This window comes from Delftia sp. PE138, assembly GCF_018320755.1.
In the GTDB taxonomy this organism is placed as follows: domain Bacteria; phylum Pseudomonadota; class Gammaproteobacteria; order Burkholderiales; family Burkholderiaceae_C; genus Comamonas; species Comamonas tsuruhatensis.
In genome coordinates this window covers 23,775-44,378 of the sequence record NZ_JABEPN010000015.1, presented here as the reverse complement: position 1 = coordinate 44,378, position 20,604 = coordinate 23,775, and the positions used below count along the sequence as shown (strand labels likewise).

Genomic DNA, 20,604 nt, shown 5'->3' with positions numbered 1-20,604 from the left:
CGCGCAGACCCAACCCCATTCAGCCCTGCACGCAGTTGCGCCCTGCGGCCTTGGCGCGGTACAGCGCACGGTCGGCCGCTTCCACCAGCGCCACGGCGGCACCTTGGGTGGAGCCGTGGGTAGTGCCTTGTGTAGCGCTTTGTGTAGCGCCTTGAGTCGCGCCAGCCTCACCGCACTGCGCTGTCGCCACGCCGATGCTGGCCGTCACATGGCCGAAGCGGCTGCTGCGGTGCTCCAGGCCCAGGCCCTCGATGCGCGCACGCAGCCGCTCGGCCACCTGCAGCCCGCCGGCCTGGTCCGTATTGGGAAGCACCACGGCCAGCTCCTCCCCGCCGTAGCGCGCCGCCATGTCGCCGGGCCGCTGCACGGCCTGGGCCAGGGCGCGACACACTGTCTGCAGGCAGGCATCGCCCGCCACATGGCCGTAGGCGTCGTTGTAGCCCTTGAAATGGTCCAGATCGATCAGCAGCAGCGACAGCGGCGTGCCCTCGCGCACGGCGCGCCGTGCCTCGCGCTCCAGCACCTCGTCGAAGCGGCGCCGGTTGGCCAGGCCCGTGAGCTGGTCCTGGGTGGCCAGCACCTCCAGCCGGCGGTTGGCCTGCAGCAATTCCTCGCGCGCGCTGACCAGGGAGCATTCGGCACGCGAGCGCAGCCGCATCGCCGCCGTCAGCCGCCAGCCGATCAGCGCAATCGCCAGAAACAGCCCCAGCACCACGGCCAGCGTCAGCTGCGCCTGGCGCTGCCAGGAACTGAGCGCCTCGTCGCGGCCCAGGGCCACCGTGGTCACCAGCGGATAGCGCTCGCTGCGCAGGAAGGCATAGATTCTTTCCGTGCCATCCAGGCCCGAGCGGAACGACGCCGTGCCCGACATCGCCCCCGCATAGTGGCGCAGGAAATTGGGCGACTGCGAGAAGTCCCGGCCCAGGTCCTGCTCACGGAAGGGGTGGCGCACCAGCAGTTGCCCGCCCGGCGTGCTCAGTGAAATGGCGCCCTGCTCGCCGATGTCGATCTTGCCGAACAGCCGCAGGAAATTTTCCACACCCAGCGTCACCACGACCACGCCGGCAAACTGGCCCTCGCTGTCGGTATAGCGCCGGCTGATGGTGATCACCCATTCGCTTGTGGAGCGGCTGCGGATCGGCGGCCCGATGTAGATGCCTGACGACGGGTCGTCGCGGTGGTGCGTGAAGAAGTCGCGGTCCGCGCTTTGCGTTCCTGGGGGAAACGTCCCCTTGGACGACATCAGCCAGCGCCCCTGCGCGTCCACGACCAGCAGCTCGTTGAGCTGGTTCAGCAACTGCTCCTGGCGGTTGACCAGATGCAGCACGCGCTCCAGGTGCGCGGCACCGGCGCCATCCAGCTCCAGCCTTTCGGCAATGCCCAGCAGCAACATGGAGCTTTGGGTGATCACGCCTTCGGAATAGGTATTCAGCGTCTGCGCCAGATTGCGGTTGACGGTATCCACCTCGGCCAGCGTGCGCTGGCGCGCAGCCACCAACTGCCACACCGTGGCCGCCGATACCGACACGAACACCACGGCCAGCAGCCAGCCCACCAGGCGGGTATCGCGTTTGACGGGCCGACCGCTGCGGCTGCGGCAGGCCCTTGTCCACCAATCCCTCTTCGTCACATGCACCTGCGCCATCTCGGCAGTCTCGCCGCCGTCCGATCTTGGGGTTTTCTGCGTCCGGGTTCAACGCCAGTGCAGCTTCCTTCCGCAAGCGATTCCCGTCCTCGACCCAGGTCGAGCCGGAAAAACCCGCGAACCCGGTATTGTCCCCGGCTTCGGAAAAATCGGCCGGCAGAGTTGGGATTGGGGGGTGCTGCCGGCAGTTTCAGGCTGAATGCGGATGGCAGGCCTGTGATCACAGGCCTTATCGTCAAGGCATGGGTGATCAGCCGGGGCCGTCGCTCGCGGCAGCAAGAAGCGGCACCAAGACATCACCGATCGGGGTCGGAACCCCGCGCGCCCGGCCGCGGCGCGCGATAACGCCGTTGCGGATATCCCATTCGAGCGGGCGGCCTGCTTCGCGATCCGCCAGTATGGACGTGCCCAGGTCGGCAGGGGATGCCTGGAACTTGTCGAGGATCGCCTGCGGGACCTCATCGCCCAGTTCAGCACCTTCGGCGCGTGCCACGGCCAGGCACTCCTGCAGGTAGTCCAGTGTGAGCTTGGAGATGTCGTGCCGGCCGTACATGCCCGAGCGGCGATGCGTGAGCGCCATGAGCCCGGCCGCCGCGTTCTGCAGCAGCTTTTGCCAGGCCAGAGATCTGAAATTCGAAACCAGGTCTACCAGGCACCGGGAGCCTTGCAGTGCCTGCGCAACCACGAGGGAGGCCGCTTCGTCAGGCAGGCTGATCCGAGCATCGCTGCGCAGGAGCACCGACCCATCGGATTGCGCCTGCGCAGGGAACCACACGACTGCAGGAACGACTCGCCCCTGAGGGCACAGCGCAGTGACACTCTCCAACTGCTCGACCCCGTTTTGCAGGACACACACGACGGTTTGCGGGCCGCTCAACGCCGCAAGCCATTGCGCAGTGGCAGCGGTCTGAGTCGCTTTGACCGCGAGAAAAACGAGGTCCACCGGGCGTGCAATCTGTGCTGGATCCGTTCTCACCGGCCCGGGAACAACGATGCGAACACCGCTACCTTGCAGCACCAGGCTGTCGCGCGGCGTACGGCCGCAAAGCATGGGCGTGCGGCCGACTTCGTGCAACGCAGCAGCGACGGTTGTCCCGATCGCACCGGGCCCCAGGACAGCGATTCTTGTATGGACTTGTTGATTCACTGAAGCGGATTCCTCGAAACGGATGCTCGGCGCCTGCCTCGACACCTGAAAAGGACAATTATGGAGTGCCACGGGCGCAGTGGAGGGCTGCTCTTGGCTGTGCGTGCATAGGTGCAATGCATCTTGATAGTTTCTCAGTATTCATCCCGGCACAATACACGTCAGTGGACTCTTTCATTGGGCATGCAATATGAGTTGACGAACATTGCAGTATTCCGTAACGATTGACGAATATCCGGCTTTGATATTCCGTGCCTTTTGGCGAATTGCTCGACCGCCGCTGTGTCAAAACGCGTAGTCTGGATGAAGTCCAGGGCTTCGGCATCCGTATTCAAAAACCGTGCGACCGGAGGAATGCTCAAAAGCCATTTCAGCAATCGGAGCGAAATATGATGCCTTGGGGACTTTATTCCAAGAGGTTGTGCCACCTCTGCCAGGAGTTCTCGCAAGTTGGGACTTTGGTCGTCAAGCGCCAGAAGCTCCTGACCGGCCATGGAAGGATCAAAAGCGCAAGCCGAAACCAGCTCGACCAGATAATCCACAGTGACCAATGGCAACCAGTGCTCTGCGCTACCGGGCACTGCAGCCAGTTTTCCCTGTGCCAGATTGCGTATCAGATCCACCAGTGGCTGGCTGCAAGGTATATGTCCCGTGCGGCTATGACCACAGACCGTTGCGGGGTGCACGACGGTCATTTTCCCTCCCTTGGCAGCCATGAACTCCAGGGTCGCGAAATGCGCCTCCAGTTTGCTCCCCTCGTAAGCGCCGACACGCCGATAGACGGCAGGCCAATGAGTCCTTTCCGGATGGCCGGGATCAATTCCGATGCGCTGCAGATGTTCATTGTTCTTCAGCATATAGCCGCCGATCATCACCAGCCGGCTATCTTGCTGCGCTGCCAACAACGCCACGCGCTTTGAACCTTCCACATTCACTGCACGCGAATGCTCCATTGAAAGGCCCCACGCGAAGTGGGCGCCCAGGTGGAACACAACTTCGGCCTGCCGCAAAGCCTCTCGATCGGAAAGACTCAAGCCGAGGCTCTCCTGCTCCAGATCGCCAGCCACGGCAAAGACACGGTTTGCGACACCTCCCAGATTGTCGACCTGCTCCCGCAGTTGCGCCAGGCGCTCCGGGCGACGCATCAGCACCCGAATCGTGTGACCTTTTGCGCTCAGGCATGACACCAGATGCTGGCCGATGAAGCCGGTCCCTCCCGTAACAAAGCACTCCACGCTCATTTTTCTGCTCCTTGGCACGATGAAAAATCGAGTGTAGACTGTCGACCCAACTCTATAGTCAAGCGTTTTTTCATGAATATCGGCGAACTCGAGGTCCGCAGCGGCGCCAGCCGCCATACCCTGCGCTACTACGAGAAGATCGGCCTTATCGCACCATTGCGGCGAAACAACAATTACCGTGTTTACACACCACAAACCCTGCAGGATCTTGGATTTATCCAGCGCGCACAAAGCATGGGATTTTCTCTTGCGGAAATAGGCGAAATTCTGGACGCTCAGAGAAACAAGTCAATCGATTGTGCCGAGGGTGCCAAGTTGATTGAAAAGAAAATGCTGGAAATCAGAAAGAAAATCACTGAGCTCAAAAGCATTTATCGGTATTTGGACGAGGAGCGTGCAAATCTCGAGGCCAGTGCTGCCCAGCAACTTGAGCTTCAGCGACTCAACAACGCCTTGAAGTGAGCTGTCGGCATCCAGACAACAGCGGCAATCGCTGCATGGCTGCTCCCGGCATCACCCGAGTACATCCGCGCAGCCTGGACAGAAAACGCATCTGCCGCGCCAAGGCATGGCGCAGCCATTCATCCACGGCTATGCTCAATACCTTTGCCGTTGCGCAGCCGGCGCCCGCCCTGCAACGGACCTTGACTGTTCAGGACCTCCCATGCACATCGAACCCGGCGTCGTCAGCCCCGAAAAAATCGCCCTCAGTTATGTCACCGCCGCAGCGGCCTTCGGCCTGACCGCCGCCCTGGCACGGCAAAGCCTGCGCGACAACGGCGGCTGGCTCGCGCTGCTGGCCCGCAGTGTCATCACCACCGCGCTGGTGTTCAGCTTCTTCGAGGTGTTTCCGCACGAGCCGGTCGGCGTGTCCGAGGTCCATCTGATCCTGGGCTCGACCTTGCTGCTGATGTTCGGCGCGGGAGCTGCGGCCATCGGCCTGGCGTTCGGCCTGCTGGTGCAGGGCCTGTTCTTTGCCCCCTTCGACCTGCCGCAGTACGGCATGAACGTCACCACCTTGCTGGTGCCGCTGTATGCGGTGAACCAACTGGCGCGCCGGCTGATTCCCGCCGGCACGGCCTATGTGGACATCAGCTACAGGCAGGCCCTGGCCCTGTCCACCACCTACCAGGGCGGCATTGTCCTGTGGGTCGCGTTCTGGGCCATCTACGGCCACGGTGCCAGCCTGGCAACCTTGACCGAGGTGGCAAGCTTCGGTGCTGCCTACATGTGCGTCGTGCTGGTGGAACCCCTGGTGGACCTGGCGGTGCTGTGGCTGGCCAAGCGCCTGGCGACCTTCACCCAAGGGCCGCTTTTCAATACCCGCCTGCACGCCGTTGCGGTCTGACAGGGCCGGCTCCCCCGGTCACGGTTGACGCCCCATAGGGCATCTTGCCCCGGTGCTCCCGCCTTGCCGCCCCCGGGCCACCATGGCAAAGCGGGGAGCGGCAGGTGCATGGACGGCCCCGCGCGCAGCCGTGGCCGCTTCCTCTTGGTCCAGCATGACCAGGCCCCTCTTCATCAGCCTGCTGGCAAGCAAGCTCGGCAAATCCACCGCCTTCCACAAGGCCCCGGGCTTCCAACAGGGCCCGCAGCCCAGCAGTGAGGACGGCTTCGCCATGGTCTGGAGCGGCGGGATGCCTGCGCAGTGCAAGGACCCTGCGTTCGCCTCCGCGACGTGGCCTTGGCAACGCGGCCGACGCCGGAATCGCTGCAGCCGGGTGATCGGGCAAGCCTGAAAACCCGCTTCCTGCGACAATCCGCCCCGCTCGCTTTGCTCCACTGCATCGCGACGGCACGGACCGTCGCCGCATTGCTCCTTGTCTGGCGGCTCTCACAAGGAGCGCGCCTGCGCCGATACCTCCATCGCCCATGGCTCTCGACCCCTTCACCCTGCTCGTTCTCACCACGGCCATGGCGGCCGCTTCGGCGCTGTATCTGGCTGCGGAATGGAGCAGCGTGCGCGAACGCTCGCTGCTGCTGTGGAGCGCGGGGTTCGCCATCATCGTCGTGGGCTGCGTGCTGGCCCTGCTGCGTTCCAGCGGCCATGTGCTGCTGGGCATCTGGTTTCCCAACGGCCTGCTGATCGCCGCCCACTGGCTGTTCCTGGCCGGGGTCGCCGGATTCATGCGCGTGCGGCTGTCGCACTTCTGGTGGCTGCTGGCCGTCGTCTGGCTGGCCATGCTGTTTCTGCCAGACGGGCCCTGGTGGTCCAAGGCGATGCTGGGCATCCAGTCGCTGCTGATCGCCATCACCACCTTGCGCGCCGGCCTGCTGCTGCGCCCGCATGGCGGCGCGCTGGGCATGGGCGCGGCGCAGTTGAGTTTCGTGCTGCTGGCCCACGGCCTGTTCTACCTCGCCAAGGCAGGATCGACCGTGGCGCTGGACGCCTTCGTCAACCTGGGCAGTTTCCGCGGCACGGTGATCCTGATCTCGCTGGTGGAGGGCGTGATGGCGATCATGCTGCTGGCCATGTCCATGACCGGGACGGAGCGCCATCGCCGCGAGGAGCGCATCGCGCAGATTGCCGCCCGCGATCCGCTGACCTCCCTGGACAACCGCCGCGCGCTCTATCTGCGCGCACCGGCGCTGCTGGCACAAGCCTCGCCGGCCCGCCCCGGCGCCCTGCTGCTGATCGACATCGACCACTTCAAGCAGGTCAACGACCTGCACGGCCACGATGCCGGCGACCGCCTGCTGGTGACGCTGAGCGACCTCATCCGCAGCGTGCTGCCTCGCGGCGCACTGGCCGCGCGGCTGGGCGGGGATGAGTTCGTGATCCTGCTGCACAACGTCTGCGGCACGGCCGCGCAGGCGCTGGGCCAGGACTTGCGCGAAGCGTTCGTGCAGCAGGCGCGCACGATGTTCGCGACGCCGCAGCCCGTGTCCCTGAGCATCGGTGCGGCCTTGTTCGACCAGCCCGGAACAGAGCTGTCCCACTGGCTCAAGCAGGCCGACGAGGCCCTCTATGCATCGAAGCGCAAGGGACGGGACCGGATGGAACTCGCCCCGCTTGCGCCAGGGCGGCCCCACGGATGATCTGCTTGCCGCAGGTGGGCCGCTTGCGTGCGCTTGCAGGTCACATCTGCCACTGATAGGGGTCCGGGCCGGTTCAGTCCGGGTCGTTTTGGCGCCTCAAGGCGTCAATGCAAAGTCCACCGCAGCCTCGGCATGCAAGGCCGTGGTGTCCAGCACGGGCACGGGGCAATGCGCCTGCTGCACCAGCAGGCTGATTTCCGTGCAGCCCAGCACCATGGCCTGGGCGCCCTGCCCGGCCAGCTGCGCCATGATGCGCTGATAGGTGCGCCGCGACTCTTCCCGTATCCGGCCTGCGCACAGTTCCTCGTAGATGATGCGGTGCACTTCGGCGCGGTCCGCCTCCTGCGGCACCATCACCTCCAGCCCCTGCTGCTGCAGGCGCTCGCGCATGAAGGGCTGCTCCATGGTGAAGCGGGTGCCCAGCAGCCCCAGCCTGCGGTGGCCTGCCGCCCGGGCCGCATCGGCCACCGGGTCGGCAATGTGCAGAAAAGGGATGCGCACCGCTGCCGCAATGCGGTCTGCCAGCTTGTGCATGGTGTTGGTGCACAGCAGCACCCCATCCGCCCCGCCATCCTGCAGCCGCCGCGCGGCATCTTCCAGCAAGGCGGCTGCGTCATCCCAGCGGCCTTCATGCTGGGCCAGCTCGATGGGGCCAAAATCCACGCTGTACATGAGCAGTTTTGCAGAGCGCAGCGGACCCAGCCGGTCGCGCACGCCCTGGTTGATGAGCCGGTAGTACTCGGCGCTGGACTCCCAGCTCATGCCCCCGATGAGACCGATGATGCGGTGAATTTCCGTGTGGTTTGCGTTCATGCCTTCAGTGTGGGCAGCGCCCGGTTTCCCGTCTATCAAGAAATTTCAGTTCAAGACACAAGGCGCCAGGGTGATGAAAGTTCAGGAACTACCGGGATTCGAGGTGCAGCTGCTGGGCCGCGCCGCCTATAGCAGCCATGACCCGACCCGCCTTCATTCGCTGGGCATTGCGCTGGAGCGCCAGCAAGGCGTGCATGCCATTGGCAGCGACCGCCGCGTGGACTTCGACACATGGCCCGGCACGGTGGCACGCACGCCACCGGGGGTGGATGTGTTTTCCGAATCGGCCACGGGCGGCGAGTACCTGGTGGTTCGCTGTACCCCTGCGCAATGGGAGCAATGGCTGGACGACGCAGTGCCTGACACCGAAGCCCGGCGCGTTGTGCACCCTGGCCAGCGCGCCGCCTTGCAGATTGCGCACCAGCTGCGGCAACTGCTGCTTTGCCCCGAGACGGACACCCTGGCAATAGAGCAGGCAGCCCTGCACTTCATGGCCCGGCAATGCGTCGATGCGAGGGATGTGCCCCATGCGCCCATCCCGCGCATCGATGCATTGCGCCCGGTGTATCGGCCGGTTCTGGAGCGCATGGCGGCCGAGTTTGCACAGCCGTTGAGCATTTCCCAGCTGGCCCGGATGACCCGTCGCACCCCGCTGCGTTTTCTGCGTGAGTTTTCCCAGCTGCTTGGCATGACTCCGCATGCCTATCTTGTGGAGACCCGCATACAGGCGGCCCGCTCCATGATGCGGGCGGATGCCGATTCGCTGGCCTGTATCGCCCACGATTGCGGCTTCAGCCATCAATCGCACATGGGAGCCGCGTTTCGCAAACATCTGGGGCTGACGCCCAGCCAGTACCTGGCCCGCATTCGCCATACGGCCAGGCAGTGACCGATGGAGCACCTGGAACCGTCACGCCCGGGGCATGCGGCATGACCGGTGTTCCAGACGGTGCAATGAACTTGCAAGTTCCCGCGTTGGCTTTTCATTCCCATTGTCAATCCGAACAGACGGACTCGACCTGCGCACTTCAACCGCGCATACTTAGGGCCATTGCTCTCCCCCTGTTCTGATTTGCGATGGCGCGGCAACCCCAACCTTGCCGTGTTCCTGCCAATGGAGCGGACTACCGATAATTCATTCCCGTTATCAACGGCATATCGTGCCGCTCGGCCATACCGGGCAGAACTGAGGACCGCCAATCCGCCAGCAGCGCGTCAATTCAATGTGCGTACACATCTGATAGAGCAGATCAATGAAATGACCCCTCGAAAATCCACATTCGCACCTTTGAGCAGAATTTTTGCTTTCGCCATTGAACTGGATGGAGTGGACCGTGTGCTGTCCGTGGTCCGGCGGCATCTGGGCATGGATGTGGCCTTTGTGGCCCGATTCCGCGAAGCGGATCGGGTGCTGGAGCATGTGGACGAGAGCACTGGCGGTGTGATTTTCCGGCAGCAGAAGATTCCATTGAACGAGGGCTATTGCCAGAAGGTGGTCAATGGCGAATTGCCGCAGTTGATTCCAGACACGTCCCGTTTACCCGCTGCACAGGGAATACCGGAGACGCACACCATTCCCATCGGCTCGCACCTGAGCGTACCGATCCGCCTGGATGACAACCGTCTGTACGGCACTTTGTGCTGCTTCAGCCACCAGCCCAATCCCGCGCTGGGTGAGCATGATATGTCGCTGTTGCGGGCATTCTCCGATTTATTGGGACTGCATTTCAGTGCAACTTCTGCGGTCCAGCATGCAAGGGACAAAGCGGCCAACGAAATCCGCCTTGCCATGCAGGGCAATGCGCTGCGCCCTGTATTTCAGCCCGTATACACCATCGCGACAGGCAAGCTGCACGGTTTTGAGTGCTTGTCGCGCTTTGACCTGGAGCCATTTCGCCCGCCAGACCAATGGTTCAAGGCAGCGCACGAAGTCGGCCTGGGGCTGGAGCTGGAGCGCCATGCAATCGACACGGCGCTTGGCGCGCTCGGTCGCCTGCCAACCGATTGGCTGCTCGCAGTCAACTGCTCGCCGCAGCTGATCCAGTCGGGGCAGCTGCCCCGGCTTCTGGGTTCGGATCAGGATCTGTCGCGCGTGACGCTGGAAATCACGGAGCATGCCGCCGTGGATGACTACAGGGCTTTGGCCGATGCACTGGCTCCGCTGCGGCGCCGGGGCGCGACCTTGGCAGTCGACGATGCCGGTGCCGGCTACTCCAGCATGCGGCACATCCTGCATCTTCAACCGGACATGATCAAGCTGGACATGAGCATCACGCACGACGTCGATACCGACCGCAGTCGCCGTGCGCTCGCCAAGGGGCTCACGAGTTTCGCGCACGAAATAGGAAGCGTGGTGGTCGCCGAAGGTGTGGAGACTGCCGAGGAATTCAATGCGCTGGCAAGCCTTGGCGTGGATCTGGCCCAGGGCTACTTCTTTGCCAAGCCGATGGGGTCAGCACAGGCGCTGGCCATGGGGCTTGCCAGGGCCTAGGCGTTCAAGCTTTCGAGCCTGCCTGCCTGCATGCGTGCGTGAATGTGCTGTGACGACGCAGCGTTCTCCCGCCACCTTGACCGGGATCAAGCACACACCAGCCATGGTGCCCGAGCAAGGCGCCCGTTGCGCGAAGCCGTAGTGCACCCGGCGCATAATCGCCTGCATTCTTTCCCCAGCCCATCCGCCATTGCAGGTCTGCATGCGGCAGGCGCGTCCAGCGGCCATCGCGGCGCCCCAGCATTTCCCCAGACTTCCAGCAACAGCCTCCCGGCAGGCGGTCATGGGCATGCCTACGGTGAACCCAGATGGAAGTTTTGAAGCAACTCGAACCCCTCATGCGCGACATCATCGCGCCCCAGGCCGCGCAGATCGACGAGCAGGCACGCTACCCGCGCGCCGCGCTGGATGCACTGGCGGCAGCCGGCCTGCTGGGCCTGATCAGCGCCAGCGAGGTGGGCGGCCTGGGCAAGGGCCTGGCCGAAGCGGTGCAGGTCGTCGAGCGCATTGCCCAGGACTGCCCCTGCACGGCCATGGTGCTGACCATGCACTACTGCGGCGTGGCGCTGATCGAACCCTTTGCCGACGACCCTGTGCGCCGCGAGATCGCGGCCGGCCGCCACCTCACCACGCTGGCCGTGTCCGAAGCCGGCTCGCGCAGCCATATCTGGGCGCCGACGGGCACGGCGACCGCCGCTGAAGATGTCATCCACCTGAACGCGCTCAAGAGCATGATCACGTCGGCCGGCGAGGCCGATTCCTATGTCTGGATCTCGCGCGCCACGCAGGGCGAGGGCAATACGCTGTGGCTGGTGGACAGCCGGCTGCCGGGCCTGTCCATTCCCGGACGCTTCAACGGCATGGGGCTGCGCGGCAATGCGTCCTCGCCCATCGAGGCACGCAACGTGGGCGTTCCACGCGCCCGCATGCTGGGCGCCGACGGCGAGGGCGAGGCCGTGAAGGGCCGCTATCTGATGCCCTTCTTTCCCACGCTGATCGCCACCACGTCCATCGGCCTGATGCAGGGCGCGCTGCGCCGCGCCGTGGCCCATGTGGCGGGCACGCGCTTTGCGGAAAGCGGCAGCTCGCTGGCCGACCTGCCCACCATCCGCGCCTACCTGGCCCGTGCCCAGCTGCGCCTGGAGCAGGCCCGCCTGCTGCGCGACGATACCGTGGCCGCCGTGCAGGCGGCCCGGGCCGATGCGCGCACCCGCCTGCTGCAGAGCAAGGCCGCAGCCGCCGAGGCCGCACTGGAAGTGACCGACATTGCCATGCGCGTGTGCGGCGGCGCCGCCTTCCGCAAGGAGCTGGGCATAGAGCGCCTGTTCCGCGATGCGCGCGCCGCCTCGGTCATGGCGCCCACCACCGATGTGATCTACGACATGCTGGGCAAAGGCATGTGCGACGCCGCCGCCTGAGCCTGAACGGCAGAACCCGTCGATCGCTTCACCCCTCCTCCCCCATCCAGCAAAGGACTTCCGCATGACGACAACCGCCCCCGTGATCAAGCTCGGCGCCGTGGCCTACGCCCCCAAGGTGATCACCATCTGGGAAGGCTTCAAGGCGTATTTCATCGAGCGCGGCTACTACTTCGACTACGTTCTCTATTCCAACTACGAGTCGCTGACCGAGGCGTTGATGGCAGGCGATGTGCACCTGGCCTGGAACTCGCCGCTGGCCTTTGTGCGCGCCGACCGCATGGCCCGCGCGCGCGGCCTGCGCGTGGAGTCCATCGCCATGCGCGATACCGACCTGGACCTGCATTCGCTGCTGGTCGTTCCCGCAGACAGCCCCATCCAGAGCGTGCAGGACCTGCGCGGCAAGACCGTGGGCTTCGGTGCCGTGGATTCGCCCCAGGCCACGCTGATCCCGCTGGACCATCTGCGCCAGCAAGGGCTGGTGGCCGGGCGCGACTACACGGCACGCCGCTTTGACGTGCTGGGCGGCAAGCACGGCGACCACATCGGCGGCGAGCGCCTGGCCGCCGCCGCCATGGTGGCCGGCGAGATACAGGCTTCATGGATGGTGGGCAAGAACTACCTGGCCTTTGCGCGCGAAGGCACGCTGCCGGCCGGCGGCACGCGCGTGCTGGCCACCTCGGGCGCCTTCGACCACTGCAACATGACGGCCGGCCCGCACATCGATGCCGGGCGTGCCGCCGCCTTCCGCGACATCCTGCTGGCCATGTCCTGGGACGACGCGGCAGTGCGCCCGCTGCTGGAGCTGGAAGGCCTGAAGGTCTGGCACCCGGGCCGCGGCACGGGCTACGGCCTGCTGGAGCGCGCGGTGACGGACGAGGCCTTCTACGACGCCGAAGGCCGCATCACCGTGCAGGACTACCGTTACTGATACGCGCCATGGCCATGCCTGATTCCGACAGCGGCGCCCTGCCCGCCTCCACCCTGCCCGCCTCCACCCTGCCTGTCATCGACCTGCAGGGCCTGGGCTTCGATGCCGGCGCCCATCTGCTGGTCAAGCACGCGCTGGCCGCCCTGCCCGTGGGCGGGCAGCTGCGCGTGACCGGCAGCGCGCCGGGCTGGCAGGCCCAACTGTCGGGCTGGTGCAGCGACCAGGGCCATGGCCTGCGCTGGGAGGATGGCGTGGATGCAGCACAGGCCATGGCCATCGTGGCGCGCGGCAGCGCCCAGGCCGGGCGCTGGCGCGGCGCGGCGCAGACGGGCCGCAGCGATGCGCGCTCGGGCGACGGTGCCGTGGCCGCGCAGGCCCAGCCTTTCTGGGGCCTGGCCGCGCGTGGCGCGCAGGTGGAAGCCGGCGCGCCGGCCTTCCATTTCCGGCTCAGCGACAAGCTGCAGGTCTGGACCGACAGCGCCTCCGACCTCTACGCCCAGGCCGTGGCCGCGCAGTGGAATGCCGACACCGATATCGACTGGAACGACGCACCCGAGCTGCCCGCGCCCGTGGAGGACGCCATCGTCCAGCTCATGACCTACATGGTCGAGAACGAGAACGCGGCCCTGCTGGTGCCTGCGCGCTTCCTCGGCCAGCTGCACCCGCACTACCGCGAACTGCAGGCTGCGCTGGCCATCCAGGTGGCCGACGAGGCGCGGCACATCGATGTCTTCACGCGCCGCATCCGCCGCCATGGCCGCGAGCCCGCGCTGTCCACGGCGGGTGGCCAGGCCTCGCTCAAGAGCCTGCTGGACGAGACGGATTTTTCCGTGGCGGGTTTCCTGCTGTCGGTACTGGGCGAAGGCACCTTCGTGCACCTGCTGCAGTTCCTGCAGACCGAGGCGCCCGACCCCCTCACACGCCAGATCTGCCGCCTGGCCGCGCGCGACGAGGCGCGCCATGTGGCCCTGGGCATGTCCCACCTGCTGTACCGCCTGCAGCACGAGCCCGGCTTCCAGCACCAGCTGGCCCAGGCCGTGGAGCAGCGCTTCGACAACCTGGCCGGCACCTCGGGCCTGAACGAGGAAGTCTTCGACGCCCTGATCCTCATCGCGGCCGGCACCCTCACCCCCGAGGCCCTGGCCCGTGGCGCCGCCCGCGTGCAGCAGCTCATGCGCGACATGGCAGACGGCCGGTTTTCCAAGCTGCTGCGGCTGGGGTTCGAGCGTGGGCATGCGGAGCGGCTGGCTTCGCTGCATACGCGCAATTTCATGTAGGCACGAGAAACGGACCCGGTGCGCGGTGCCCGGTGGCCATAGGACCGGCGCCGGTCAATCCACGATCAATTTGCTGTTGTTCAGCAGCTGCGTGATGATCTGCTGATCCGTGGCGGCACCGGAATACAGCGTCTGCAGATTCACGCCTTCCAGGATGATCTGCTGGGTCTCGGCCGATGCCGAATAGCTTGCACCCACCGCATGGGAGTCCGCACCGAAGCCGCCCGTGTGGCTGACATGGACCCAGGTATCACCTCCTGTGATCTCGAAGTGCAGGTAGTCGGCCAGGTTGCCTGCGGCATTGCCGGGGCCTGCGGATTCACCCTGCAGCAGGTCGCGCAGGTCCAGTACATCACCGCCTGCGCCGTTGGCTCCCGCGGCCGCCGTGGCGAAGTTCTGGATTCGGTCCATGGCCGGTGTTCCTGCCGCCCCCTGGTCTCCCAGCGACCAGACAAAGACATCCACGAAGTTCTCGCCCGCATCACCGCCGCTCATCAGATCGTTGCCGGGGCCACCGGCCAGCAGGTCCGTGCCCGATCCCGCGTTGAGGGTGTCGTTGCCGCTGCCGCCGATCAGCACATCGGAGCCCGAGTCCGCCGACAGGTTGTCGTCGCCAGCGCCCCCGAAAACGATGTTGTTTCCGCTGCCGGCGTTGATGGTGTTGGCGCCGTTGCCACCGGTGATGTATTCGCTGGCCGAGTTGCCCGTATGGTTGCCGCTCTCGGTCGTGGTGATATCCACGGTCGTATATGAGGCCTTGAGCGTGACCACGGTGGATGTCGATGCCGTGAAGCCGCCGCTCACCTCCGTCGCCGTGACCTGGACCGTGAGATTGGTGGCGTTCGTGGTGTAGCTGCCAGGCAGATTCAGGATGAGATTGGGCAGGTCGGCTTCGGTGAACTGCCAGACACCACCACCCAGGTTCGTGCCCGCATTGAAGGACAGATTGGTGGGCAGTCCACTGATCCTGATCGACAGGGTTTCCGAGCCATCCGTATCCACCAGCTTCGCGGTTATCGGAAACCTGACGCTGGTCCCGCCTGTGCCGTGTGCGATGGCCAGCAACGTGGCAAAGCTGATGCTACGCGGGATGTCCGTGGCAACCATCCATTGATCTGCCACGGCAACCGGTGCATCGTTCACGGGAGTGACCGTGATGGAAACGGTGACGATGTTTCCCATGGCCAGCCCATCGCTGGCACGGTAGGCAAAGCTGTCGGAAACCGTCTCGCTGCCGTTGTGGATATAGGTGAAGGTGCCATTGCCGCTCAGCGTCAGGGACCCGTTCGCCGGACCCGTCACCAGCACCGCGACGAGCGGATTGCCGTCAGGGTCCGTGTCGTTGGCCAGCACGCTGGTTGCACCGCTGGCAAGGACCGTGGCCACAGCGCCCTCGGCCACCACTATCGCATCGGAGACAGACACTGGCGGTTGATTGCTGGCGGGCGAAGCAGCAACCGTCACCGACACGCTGGCCGTGGCAAAGCCGCCCCTGCCGTCGCCGACGGTGTAGGTGAAGCTGTCGCTGCCGGTGAAGTTGGCGTTCGGCGTGTAGACCGGATTGCCCGTGACGGCATCCACGACCACGGAACCGTGGGTGCCCTGGGTGATGCCGGAAACGGTCAGGCTGTCCCCATCCGCATCGCTGTCGTTCCCGCGCACGGCGATGGCGACGGATGTATCGGCATCGGTGGTGGCCGTATCGTTGCCGGCCACGGGCACCCGGTTCACGAAAACACTCAGCGTGCTGGACGCGCCGGTCTGCACGGTGTAGCCGATGCCCAGCGGATGGCCGCCGCTGTAGTTCGCATCCGCCTGGAAAGTGAAGCTGCCGTCTGCCTGCAGCGCGAAGGTCCCGCGCCCCGCCACGTTCCGGGAGCTGCCGGCCGCCACGGTCTGGCCTTCATAGGTGAAGCTGGCGACCACGAGCGCCCCATCGGCATCGGAATCGTTGGACAGCACATTGCCCGTGCGCTGCCCGGCCGTGTCCACCTGCACGCTGTCGGGCGCAAGCACGCTGGCGTGGCTGCCGTGCGCGGCGGCCGCCGCGTTGGCGCACAGCTGCGCCACGTCCACCCAGCAGGAGCCGCCCGCCTCCAGCGCGGCGCCGACCGCGCAGGCGCTGCCGGGACGTGGGGCCGTCGTAGGAATCGTGCCCGGCACGCCCAGCGGAAAGCAGGTGTTCCACACAGGGTCCGTGATGCCGGTGATTTTCAGCCGTAGCGATGTCTGGTTGCGGTAGACCACGGGCAGGAAGCCCTGCGGCGCTCCAGCGGCGCCCAGGGCGCTCGCCTGCACGGGAATGACAAGCGTCTCGCCCGCAGCCTGGTTGAAGGCTTCCTGCAATTCCTGTATCTGGGCCTGCACCCGGTCGCCCCAGGCCGCCGTGGCCGCTGTCGCCACGACAGCACCGCCCAGGGCCCAGGCGCGCAGGCTGGCCGGGGAAATCCGCCCTGTGCGCACCCCCCATGCAAGGCAGGCCCCCATGGCCAGTGCCAGCAGCGCAAGAGCGCCAGGGTGGTCCACAGAAATCGCCGCCGGCGCCACGGCCGCCAGCGGTGCCGCAGTGATGCTCTGGGCCTGGGCTGCCGGCACGGCACAGGCCACGGCCAAGGCGCCCAACGCCTGTGCGAGCCACGTGCCGCGGGCAAGGAATTGGAAAAGTTGCAGCATGGGTCTGGCCTGGAAGAAAAGATCCGAAGATCCGAACAGGCGGGGAGCGGTCCCCGCCACTGCCTTCAGGCAGGCCACAAATGACTGCGCTGCTGACAATTTCTTACTTTAGACGACGGCCTGCGCAGCGCATATCCCTGAAAGCAGGTAATTGGCCAGCGGGCACCGGCTCTGGCAAGGGCCGCTCGAAGGCCGCACGACCCCTCCAATGCGCCCAGCTCGTCCGACCGCCCGCCCTTGCCTGGCAGGTACCGGCCCAGATCCACCCCGCCCACATGCGGGCCGCATATCACTCGACTTGTGACAACCCTAGAAAACCCAGGGATTTTCTCGCGGGCCTTTGTGATTTTTCCCATCAGAAAAACCGAGCCGCATCAGCGAATTAAGTCAATGGAGCCGGAGAAAGTTTCGCAAAAAGACAAACGCCTGCGCAATCTGACAAGAGAAAGCTTTTCCAAATGTAAACAATTGTTTATTCAGCCTGTAAGATTCCTCCAGTCAATCAGTGTTTCCCATGGGACAGGCCTGCGCCACCCCACAGATGCATTCATCATGAAAATGCATCAATCGAGCAGGATCATTGATTTTTTCATGCAAGAATTCTTACTCAATCCATCTTTTGACGCACAACATCCACGGCCACCCAGATGAGAGCGCATCCAGATTGTGGAGAATAATATCCGACCATCACCAGCGTACTGATCAAGGAAACAATAAAATCAGCCGGGCCGAGCAATTGCTGCAGGCCTGCAAATGGCCGGAGCCGCCGATATATCCATCATTGGTACTCAGGCATATTCAGGAAGCGCAGGCGATTTTCGAATTGCACCGCATGCCTGACCGCGCGGTGTCGTCGCGCATCGCAGCGGCCTTCATCCATTGCCAGCTGGGTGAGGAGCGCAATGCCATTTCACTGGCCACGGCGGCCATGGCCAATCCCGCGCTGCTGCCGCCCGAGGCCCTGGTGCGCGCCACCTATGTGCTGGCGCTGGCGCATGGCCGGCTGGGCGAGCTCGATACCGCCCTGCAATTGATCGAAGGCAAGGACCATGATTTTGCGCAAATGGCGCCCGGAGACAGCCCCTGGCTGCCCACCCTGATCACCTGGGCCAGGGCGCAAATCCTCTGGAAGGTCTTTCTTTATAAAAACCACCAGGACCTGTGGTGCGGGCCGCCGCCCGATTCAGGCCTGGTCCAGCTGGGTGCCGCTGCGCCCGACAGCGTTGCCTTGCAGGACCTGCTGGGGAATGTGGGCCGCCAGCTGCCAGCGGGCCTGGCCTGGCCGTACAGCGAGCTGCTGCGGCTGTCGCTCAAGGGGCTGGAGTCGGGCCGGCGCGAGGCTGCCGCCGTGGTCCGCTCCATTGAGCGCATCGGCATCCACTACCAGGCCAAGAACCCGCCCATTGCAGGCTGGGCCTGGCTCAGCAGTGCGCTGGTGCATTGCAGCAAGCGCCAGTACGGACAGGCGCTGCAGGCCGCCGTACTGGCCAAGTCCACGGCGCAGACCTACCAGTTGGAGGGCCTGCACCGCAATGCGCTGGTCTATGAGTACCACATACAGGAAACGCAGGGCGATTTCGCGGGCGCACTGTCCACGCTGAAGGCGCTGAACATCATGCGACTCAAGAGCATGGCCATCAGTCCTTATCTGGAGAAATCACGATTCACGGCCATGGACGAGGCGCGGTTGCATGACCTGGAACCTGCCTATGTGAAACGCGCCCTTCAATACATAGAAGACAACCTGGACAAGAAACTGCTGGTGCAGTCCATTGCCGACCATTGCCGCGTCAGCCGCCGCACGCTGGAAGTTTCATTTCGCCATAGCCGATCATGCAGCATTGGTGAATATATAAGACAAAGCCGTATCCACCTGGCTGCGGAATCCTTGCTGACCACGGATCAAAGCATAGGACAGATTTCCTCCCGGCTTGGATATTCCTCCCTCTCCACATTTTCCAGGGATTTTTCCGGCCATTATGGGATACCGCCATCGGCCTGGGTTCGGCACCACAGGCTGACGTGATTTGAAAAATCCTGGAATGCATATGACGGGCGTGTATTCAGGCCCTACCGATCACCCGAAGCAACATGCAAAGTAGGACGCAAAGGAAGACGCATGAAATATCTGAAGAATATGAAAACGGGCTCCATGCTGGGTCTGGGTTTCTCGGTTCTCATCCTCATCGCGCTGTCGATTGCGCTGCTGGGCCGAGCGCGGCTGATCCAGGCCTCGGACGATGTCTCCTACCTGGCCGACACGCGCATCACCAGCCTGCTCAGGCTGGTGGAGGTCAAGAGCTCGGTGGAGTTCATCTTCCGCGGCGTGCGCAGTCTGGCGCTGATCGAAGACCCTGCGGAAAAGGCCCTGGCCAAGGCCACGCTGGACACGCAGCGCCAGAAGATAGGCCAGCTCATGGAGCAGTTCCGCGAGGGACTGACCACGCCGCAGGGCATCGCCCTGTACGACCGCATGAGGAATGCGCGCACCGCCTACCTGCCGCTGCTGGACCAGTTCATGGCCGCGGCCATGCGGCATGACCTGCCCACCGTCTCGGCCATGCTGGGCAGCAGCGGAGAGTTCCGCAGGCAGCAGGACGCGTTCTTTGCCGCCATCAACGACATGCTGGCCCACCAGCAGGTGCGTGCCACGGAAACGGCCCAGGCCACCGAAGGCAAATCGCTGGCCGCCGGCCGGCAGATGCTGTCGCTGGCCCTGGCCTCGCTGTTGCTGGGTGCGCTGGTGGCCTGGGCCATCACCCGCCGCATCAAGGGCCTGCTCGGTGGCGAGCCGGCCTACGCGGCCCAGGTCACGCAGGAAGTGGCCAAGGGCAACCTGGCGGTGAACGTGCAGCTGCGCCGGGGCGATACCACCAGCCTGCTGGCCAGCCTGGAGGCCATGCGCGCCAGCCTGGCCGGCATCGTCAGCCAGGTGCGCCACAGCAGCGAATCGATTGCCACGGGCGCCAGCCAGATCGCCTCGGGCAACGCCGACCTGAGCGCGCGCACGGAAGAGCAGGCCGCCAACCTGGAGGAAACGGCCGCCTCCATGGAGCAGATGACCGCCACCATTCAGCAGAACGTGGACACGGTGCGCAGTGCCTCGGGCCTGGCCCAGTCGGCCAGCGCCACGGCCGTGCACGGCGGCGAGGTGGTGCATGGCGTGGTCAGCACCATGGAGGACATCACGCACAGCTCGCGCAAGATCGGGGAAATCATCGGCGTGATCGACGCCATTGCGTTCCAGACCAACATCCTCGCGCTCAACGCCGCCGTGGAGGCCGCGCGTGCCGGGGAACAGGGCAAGGGCTTTGCGGTGGTCGCCTCGGAGGTGCGCTCCCTGGCCCAGCGCTGCGCCAATGCGGCCAAGGAGATCAAGGGCCTGATCAGCGAGAGCGTGGGCAAGGTCGCCGCCGGCTCCCGCCAGGTGGCCGAGGCCGGCAGCACCATGAACGACATCGTCACCCAGACGCACCGCGTGGCCGAACTGATCTCCGACATCGGTGCCGCCACGCAGGAGCAGTCCCAGGGCGTGACCCAGGTCAGCGACGCGGTGCAGCAGCTCGACCAGGTGACGCAGCAAAACGCTTCCCTGGTGGAAGAGTCTGCCGCTGCTGCCGACAGCCTGAACAAGCAGGCGGCGCAGCTGGTGCAGCTGGTCAGCGTGTTCCGCCTGGATGAAAGGGAGGCCCGGGCACAGGCCGTGTCCGCGCCGGTGGCAGCGGCCGTGCCGGCGCGCGCACAGACCGCCAGGCCGTCTCCCGCGCTGGCCCCTGCCGTGCCCCGCCCCGCCAAGCCCTTGCGCGCGGCAGCGGCTGCGGCCTCCAGCGCGCCTGTGGCGCTGCCCGCCAAGGCGGCAACACCCCGCCGCGCCACGGCGGCCGGAATGGCCGAGATGGCCGAGGCCGATGAGTGGGAGCAGTTCTAGA

16 protein-coding genes are annotated in these 20,604 nt (G+C 65.1%); 11 read left to right on the top strand and 5 right to left on the bottom strand.

What is annotated here, in order from left to right:
* Positions 1-19: 19 nt before the first annotated feature.
* The 3 genes from HFGMBDPB_RS28785 to HFGMBDPB_RS28775 form a co-directional block, all read right to left on the bottom strand.
* Complete coding sequence (locus HFGMBDPB_RS28785) at positions 20-1,645, bottom strand: sensor domain-containing diguanylate cyclase (protein WP_016450650.1); 1,626 nt, start codon at positions 1,643-1,645, stop codon at positions 20-22.
* Between the two features lie 250 nt (positions 1,646-1,895).
* Positions 1,896-2,792 carry an oxidoreductase gene (locus HFGMBDPB_RS28780; RefSeq protein WP_046986576.1) on the bottom strand — a complete coding sequence of 299 codons (897 nt, stop codon included), beginning with the start codon at positions 2,790-2,792 and terminating at the stop codon, positions 1,896-1,898.
* Between the two features lie 161 nt (positions 2,793-2,953).
* The gene (locus HFGMBDPB_RS28775; protein WP_212646752.1) at positions 2,954-4,033 is read right to left on the bottom strand and encodes an SDR family oxidoreductase; all 1,080 of its coding nucleotides are present in this window, start codon (positions 4,031-4,033) and stop codon (positions 2,954-2,956) included.
* 72 nt (positions 4,034-4,105) lie between these two features.
* Between HFGMBDPB_RS28775 and HFGMBDPB_RS28770 the strand changes: the two genes are divergently transcribed.
* The 3 genes from HFGMBDPB_RS28770 (at position 4,106) to HFGMBDPB_RS28760 (ending at position 7,072) form a co-directional block, all read left to right on the top strand.
* Positions 4,106-4,495: a MerR family transcriptional regulator gene (locus HFGMBDPB_RS28770; protein WP_043790259.1), complete on the top strand. Its 390-nt coding sequence runs from the start codon at positions 4,106-4,108 to the stop codon at positions 4,493-4,495.
* A 202-nt stretch (positions 4,496-4,697) separates the two neighbouring features.
* Positions 4,698-5,381 (top strand): energy-coupling factor ABC transporter permease, encoded by a 684-nt coding sequence (locus tag HFGMBDPB_RS28765; protein ID WP_016453227.1) that lies wholly within the window; start codon positions 4,698-4,700, stop codon positions 5,379-5,381.
* 524 nt (positions 5,382-5,905) lie between these two features.
* Complete coding sequence (locus HFGMBDPB_RS28760) at positions 5,906-7,072, top strand: GGDEF domain-containing protein (RefSeq protein WP_212646751.1); 1,167 nt, start codon at positions 5,906-5,908, stop codon at positions 7,070-7,072.
* A gap of 96 nt (positions 7,073-7,168) precedes the next feature.
* On the opposite strand, the gene HFGMBDPB_RS28755 is transcribed toward HFGMBDPB_RS28760, so the two are convergent.
* The gene (locus HFGMBDPB_RS28755; protein WP_016450656.1) at positions 7,169-7,885 is read right to left on the bottom strand and encodes an aspartate/glutamate racemase family protein; all 717 of its coding nucleotides are present in this window, start codon (positions 7,883-7,885) and stop codon (positions 7,169-7,171) included.
* 73 nt (positions 7,886-7,958) lie between these two features.
* On the opposite strand from HFGMBDPB_RS28755, the gene HFGMBDPB_RS28750 reads away from it, so the two are divergent.
* The 5 genes from HFGMBDPB_RS28750 to HFGMBDPB_RS28730 all read left to right on the top strand — a co-directional run bounded on the left by HFGMBDPB_RS28750 (position 7,959) and on the right by HFGMBDPB_RS28730 (position 14,002).
* Positions 7,959-8,774, top strand: a complete 816-nt coding sequence (locus tag HFGMBDPB_RS28750) for a helix-turn-helix domain-containing protein (protein WP_046986573.1) — start codon at positions 7,959-7,961, stop codon at positions 8,772-8,774.
* A gap of 369 nt (positions 8,775-9,143) precedes the next feature.
* Positions 9,144-10,376 carry a sensor domain-containing phosphodiesterase gene (locus HFGMBDPB_RS28745; RefSeq protein ID WP_034367634.1) on the top strand — a complete coding sequence of 411 codons (1,233 nt, stop codon included), beginning with the start codon at positions 9,144-9,146 and terminating at the stop codon, positions 10,374-10,376.
* A 308-nt stretch (positions 10,377-10,684) separates the two neighbouring features.
* Positions 10,685-11,794 (top strand): acyl-CoA dehydrogenase family protein, encoded by a 1,110-nt coding sequence (locus HFGMBDPB_RS28740; protein WP_026062547.1) that lies wholly within the window; start codon positions 10,685-10,687, stop codon positions 11,792-11,794.
* A 64-nt stretch (positions 11,795-11,858) separates the two neighbouring features.
* On the top strand, positions 11,859-12,725 hold the full coding sequence (locus HFGMBDPB_RS28735) for a phosphate/phosphite/phosphonate ABC transporter substrate-binding protein (RefSeq protein WP_016450660.1): 867 nt from the start codon (positions 11,859-11,861) through the stop codon (positions 12,723-12,725).
* 8 nt (positions 12,726-12,733) lie between these two features.
* Complete coding sequence (locus HFGMBDPB_RS28730; RefSeq protein WP_043790255.1) at positions 12,734-14,002, top strand: ferritin-like domain-containing protein; 1,269 nt, start codon at positions 12,734-12,736, stop codon at positions 14,000-14,002.
* Positions 14,003-14,056: 54 nt separating this feature from the next.
* On the opposite strand, the gene HFGMBDPB_RS28725 is transcribed toward HFGMBDPB_RS28730, so the two are convergent.
* Positions 14,057-16,675 (bottom strand): midcut-by-XrtH protein, encoded by a 2,619-nt coding sequence (locus HFGMBDPB_RS28725; protein WP_212646750.1) that lies wholly within the window; start codon positions 16,673-16,675, stop codon positions 14,057-14,059.
* Positions 16,676-16,975: 300 nt separating this feature from the next.
* Here HFGMBDPB_RS28725 and HFGMBDPB_RS28720 point away from each other — a divergent pair, with 300 nt between their 5' ends.
* From HFGMBDPB_RS28720 to HFGMBDPB_RS28710, 3 genes are all read left to right on the top strand, one after another.
* On the top strand, positions 16,976-17,326 hold the full coding sequence (locus HFGMBDPB_RS28720; RefSeq protein ID WP_126312084.1) for a hypothetical protein: 351 nt from the start codon (positions 16,976-16,978) through the stop codon (positions 17,324-17,326).
* A gap of 181 nt (positions 17,327-17,507) precedes the next feature.
* Complete coding sequence (locus tag HFGMBDPB_RS28715) at positions 17,508-18,701, top strand: helix-turn-helix domain-containing protein (RefSeq protein WP_212646749.1); 1,194 nt, start codon at positions 17,508-17,510, stop codon at positions 18,699-18,701.
* Between the two features lie 93 nt (positions 18,702-18,794).
* On the top strand, positions 18,795-20,603 hold the full coding sequence (locus tag HFGMBDPB_RS28710; RefSeq protein WP_212646748.1) for a methyl-accepting chemotaxis protein: 1,809 nt from the start codon (positions 18,795-18,797) through the stop codon (positions 20,601-20,603).
* The last annotated feature ends 1 nt before the right edge of the window (position 20,604 follow it).

Bases quoted from the DNA above. Each gene is read 5' to 3' on its own strand.
- HFGMBDPB_RS28785 (WP_016450650.1), bottom strand. From the start codon at position 1,645: ATGGCGCAGGTGCATGTGACGAAGAGGGATTGGTGGACAAGGGCCTGC.
- HFGMBDPB_RS28775 (WP_212646752.1), bottom strand. From the start codon at position 4,033: ATGAGCGTGGAGTGCTTTGTTACGGGAGGGACCGGCTTCATCGGCCAG.
- HFGMBDPB_RS28770 (WP_043790259.1), top strand. From the start codon at position 4,106: ATGAATATCGGCGAACTCGAGGTCCGCAGCGGCGCCAGCCGCCATACC.
- HFGMBDPB_RS28765 (WP_016453227.1), top strand. From the start codon at position 4,698: ATGCACATCGAACCCGGCGTCGTCAGCCCCGAAAAAATCGCCCTCAGT.
- HFGMBDPB_RS28760 (WP_212646751.1), top strand. From the start codon at position 5,906: ATGGCTCTCGACCCCTTCACCCTGCTCGTTCTCACCACGGCCATGGCG.
- HFGMBDPB_RS28755 (WP_016450656.1), bottom strand. From the start codon at position 7,885: ATGAACGCAAACCACACGGAAATTCACCGCATCATCGGTCTCATCGGG.
- HFGMBDPB_RS28750 (WP_046986573.1), top strand. From the start codon at position 7,959: ATGAAAGTTCAGGAACTACCGGGATTCGAGGTGCAGCTGCTGGGCCGC.
- HFGMBDPB_RS28745 (WP_034367634.1), top strand. From the start codon at position 9,144: ATGACCCCTCGAAAATCCACATTCGCACCTTTGAGCAGAATTTTTGCT.
- HFGMBDPB_RS28740 (WP_026062547.1), top strand. From the start codon at position 10,685: ATGGAAGTTTTGAAGCAACTCGAACCCCTCATGCGCGACATCATCGCG.
- HFGMBDPB_RS28735 (WP_016450660.1), top strand. From the start codon at position 11,859: ATGACGACAACCGCCCCCGTGATCAAGCTCGGCGCCGTGGCCTACGCC.
- HFGMBDPB_RS28730 (WP_043790255.1), top strand. From the start codon at position 12,734: ATGGCCATGCCTGATTCCGACAGCGGCGCCCTGCCCGCCTCCACCCTG.
- HFGMBDPB_RS28725 (WP_212646750.1), bottom strand. From the start codon at position 16,675: ATGCTGCAACTTTTCCAATTCCTTGCCCGCGGCACGTGGCTCGCACAG.
- HFGMBDPB_RS28715 (WP_212646749.1), top strand. From the start codon at position 17,508: ATGCCTGACCGCGCGGTGTCGTCGCGCATCGCAGCGGCCTTCATCCAT.
- HFGMBDPB_RS28710 (WP_212646748.1), top strand. From the start codon at position 18,795: ATGAAATATCTGAAGAATATGAAAACGGGCTCCATGCTGGGTCTGGGT.